Consider the following 267-nt stretch of genomic DNA (forward strand, 5'->3'; position numbering starts at 1 on the left):
CGGAAGCTAAGCCTCACAGCGCCGATGGTACTGCAGGGGGGACCCTGTGGGAGAGTAGGACACCGCCGGACTTCTTTTCAGGAAATGGCCACCCAACGCTGGGTGGCCATTTCCCGTTAACACGACTGAAAGGAACTCCTTCGATGGCACAGGATCGCGATCCCGAGAACCCGGATGCGACGCCCGAGCGCCGCCGGAGGTTTACCGACCGTGCCGCGTCGTCACGGGGCGCGGCCCGCTCCGACAACCAACGCCAGCGCGGTGGTG

General features: G+C 65.2%; 1 rRNA gene. It reads left to right on the top strand.

The window, feature by feature from the left end:
- Nucleotides 1-71, top strand: a 5S ribosomal RNA gene (gene rrf, locus ACT53O_RS05185); the annotation flags it as partial.
- Nucleotides 72-267 lie beyond the last annotated feature (196 nt).

The sequence above is a fragment of the Microbacterium sp. DMC48 genome, from assembly GCF_056313825.1.